Consider the following 3,511-nt stretch of genomic DNA (forward strand, 5'->3'; position numbering starts at 1 on the left):
TGATTTAGAAGCGATTATGGAAAATCTACAACCAGGTGAATTGTATGAAATTCCTGTTGTCTATGTTGGACGTGATTATTTACTGCCTGTAAGAGCTGTGATTTATAGGGGTACAGCCGCATGCCCATCAACTTAAGAATCTTTACTACCCCCAAGTGTAAAAAAACGTTATTCTTTCTAAAAAGCTAAATAGAAAGGATGACGTTTTTTTATGAATCTCTCAATTCAAGATGAACTACAACCATTTGCAGAAGAATTACAGCGCTATATCACACCTGTGTTTTTAGAAGAATTGGCAAGAGAAATTGGATTTATTAAGCGAAAACGAAAGTTTTCAGGATCCGATTTAGCTACCATTTGTATTTGGATTAGCCAACGGGTGGCCAGTGATCCTTTAGTCCGATTATGTAGTAGGCTTCATGCAGCTACAGGTACTTTACTCAGCCCGGAGGGCTTAAATAAACGATTTACTGCAAAATCAGTGTTATTTTTAAAACATATCTTTTCTTTGTTGTTACAACAAAAAGTCTGTGAGCAAACTCACATTTCTAACCAACTTTTTACCCATTTTAAGCGCATTCGCATCATGGATGCCACCATGTTTCAAGTGCCTAATACCTTGGAACATATATATCCTGGTTCAGGGGGCTGCGCTCAAACAGCTGGGATCAAAATTCAATTAGAATATGATTTACATAGTGGACAATTTCTTAACTTTCAAGTTGGACCAGGGAAAAATAATGATAAAACATTCGGAACAGAATGTTTAGATACCTTACGGCCATGCGATTTATGTATTCGTGATTTAGGCTATTTTTCATTAGAAGACTTAGATCAAATGGATCAACGAGGTGCATATTTTATTTCACGTCTAAAGTTAAATACAAATGTATACATCAAAAATCCTAGTCCGGAATTTTTTCATAATGGTACGATCAAAAAACAGACGGAATATGTAAAAATCAATTTACAAATGATGATGGAGCGCTTATTACCTGGTGAGACCTATGAAGTAGGGAACGTTTATGTTGGAGATCAAAAAGTTTTGGTAACTACTCAGCCACCTTTTGGTGTCTTTTTTTAATTTTACTAGTTTCATATACCTCCCATTTGTAAATACTGAGTATATCAAACAGGGGGTGAATGGGATGATCAATCGAAAAATCATTTTAGATGCATATAAAAAAGGACCTGAAGCTGTTATTTCTTTATTTGAAGAAACATTTTCTAAGTTAGAAAAACGGATTCAAGAACTAGAACATGCTTCAAAAAAAAACTCTACAAATAGTCATAAACCACCTTCTACAGATGATTTGCGTAAACCTATTACAAAAAGTTTGCGCAAATCATCCCAGCGTTCAACCGGTGGCCAGTTGGGCCACAAAGGGCATACGCTTTTCATTTGACCACAACTCCAGACCATACAATTACCTATTCTCCTACACATTGTACTTGTTGTCACACGTCCTTACACCACGAACCTGTAACAGGATACCGCATCCGCCAAGTATATGATTTACCACCTATCCAAATAGAAGTGATGGAATATAAAGTGGTACAAAAAGAATGCCCACATTGCCACTCTATCCAAGAATCACAATTTCCTTCTACTGTCTCTCGTCCTGTTCAATATGGTCCAAATATAAAGAGATTGATTCCCTATTTAACGCATTATCAGTGTCTTTCTTTGAAACGAACGAAAGAATTCTTTCAAGATTGTTTTGAGCATTCGATTAGTGAAGGAACGTTAGTCAATCATACACACAGTTTTTCGGCTCAATTGCAGCCCTTTCTTCAAGAAGTAAAAGACAAGATCCTTAAGTCTTCTGTTGTCCATTTTGATGAAACCGGTATGCGAGTAGAAAATAAAACACAATGGTTACATACTGCTAGTACACCGGAGGTGACCTTGCAACATATTCATCAAAAACGCGGAAAAGAAGCAATGGATGCGGGCGGAATTTTACCGTCTTTTTCTGGAATTGCGATGCATGATGGTTGGAAATCGTATGATGCGTATACAGATTGTCGACATGTATTATGCAATGCCCATCTCTTACGAGATTTGCAAGGAATTATAGATAATACGGGGCAAAAATGGGCGCAGCAGATGAAGAAATTTCTAACGCAAGCTTTAACGCTGAAAAAACAATACAAAGGAAGTCTGCCAAAGGGAAAGCAGCAGAATCTATTTACTCTCTATCAAGCCATACTGAAAGAACAACGAGTCTTTTCTGCAGAATTAAAAAAGAAAGGAAAGCAGACGCCTGCTCAAAATTTATGGAATCGCTTCGTCAAATATGCTGATAGAATCCTAGCATTCTTGGAACATCCAGACATTCCATTTGATAATAATCAAGCGGAAAGGGATATTCGAATGACGAAAGTCAAACAGAAAGTGTCTGGAACTTTCCGAAGTAAGAAAGGCGCAGAATCTTTTTGTCAGATAAGAAGCTTTATGAGTACCATGAAAAAACAAAAACAATCTGTCTTACAAGCAATAGGTCAGGTTATAGTAGCCGGAACGGTTCCTTGGAATCGCACAACTTAATAAGAGAAATTCTCTGTTTAATCTAGTTTCTTTCTCTTATGGGAGTACTTTCTTTTTCATGTTTTCGAATGAAAAACATGTATTTGGTATGCCCTTTTTCCTAATTAAGCTGAGTAGTTACAATTAAAAGTTTGACTTCCCCCCAATCAAATTCAATTTCTTGACCAGCTGTAGGCTTTTGACGTATAAATACCTCTCTATGTCTCTTTTCCTCTGCACTAATAAAATTACGCACAGTTGTATAACTAATCTTAAAACCTTCATCTAATAATTTTTCATGAATATCCACAATCTTCAATTGTTGTTTATGCATATTTCTAATACGTTTTTGTTTATTTTGTTTTAACATTTCACAAATCCGCCTCATAGCCGATTTTGTGAGTGCTTTCTTTGGACTAACTCGTTTTTTGTATGCCGGAGGCATTACAGAATTAGTTGGGATTGGTAGCTTACGAGTATCTTGTTTTCGAGCTACTAAATCTTGATCAATATATTTTTTGACTGTATTCCGTGACATACCAAGTTCTTTTGCGATGGTACGTTGACTTTTTCCATTTTGATGAAAATCAATTAAAATTTGTTGTTTCTTCTTCAAACTGATCACCTCTATATCCTCCTAACTCTATGAAGTTAGGATTATTCTGATATAAAAGTGGCTCACATTTCAACTGCGATTGTGGCTCAGTTTTAGGGTTCTTTCCAAAGTTAGTTGAAAAGCCTTCATTTCTCATATTCAAGTAATAAAATTTTGTTTCTTAACAAATCGAACAGACAACGGCCATACATAGTGCGTTTCACCAACTTTAATTTATTAATTTTCCCTTCAGCTAGACCATTATTATATTCATAAGCGATACCATTTTTCACAGCTGTTAAGTCTCTTTCTATTCCTTTGATAAAGCTGTTGAGATAATATGAAGTGACCTCCTAGATTATCAAGTCAGGGATTTTAACCCATAA

Annotated in this window: 3 pseudogenes; 2 read left to right on the top strand and 1 reads right to left on the bottom strand. The window is 35.9% G+C overall.

Features of this window, described 5'->3' with window-relative positions:
* Nucleotides 1–211: 211 nt before the first annotated feature.
* Together ACODS7_RS31310 and tnpC are read left to right on the top strand one after the other, a co-directional pair.
* Nucleotides 212–1,048, top strand: a pseudogene (locus ACODS7_RS31310) (IS4 family transposase); the annotation flags it as partial.
* A gap of 100 nt (nt 1,049–1,148) precedes the next feature.
* Nucleotides 1,149–2,551 (top strand): annotated as a pseudogene (gene tnpC / locus ACODS7_RS31315) (IS66 family transposase).
* A gap of 121 nt (nt 2,552–2,672) precedes the next feature.
* On the opposite strand, the pseudogene ACODS7_RS31320 reads toward tnpC, so the two are convergent.
* A pseudogene (locus ACODS7_RS31320) lies at nt 2,673–3,155 on the bottom strand (helix-turn-helix domain-containing protein); the annotation flags it as partial.
* Nucleotides 3,156–3,511: the final 356 nt, after the last annotated feature.

The sequence above is a fragment of the Bacillus sp. FG16 genome (assembly GCF_057809515.1).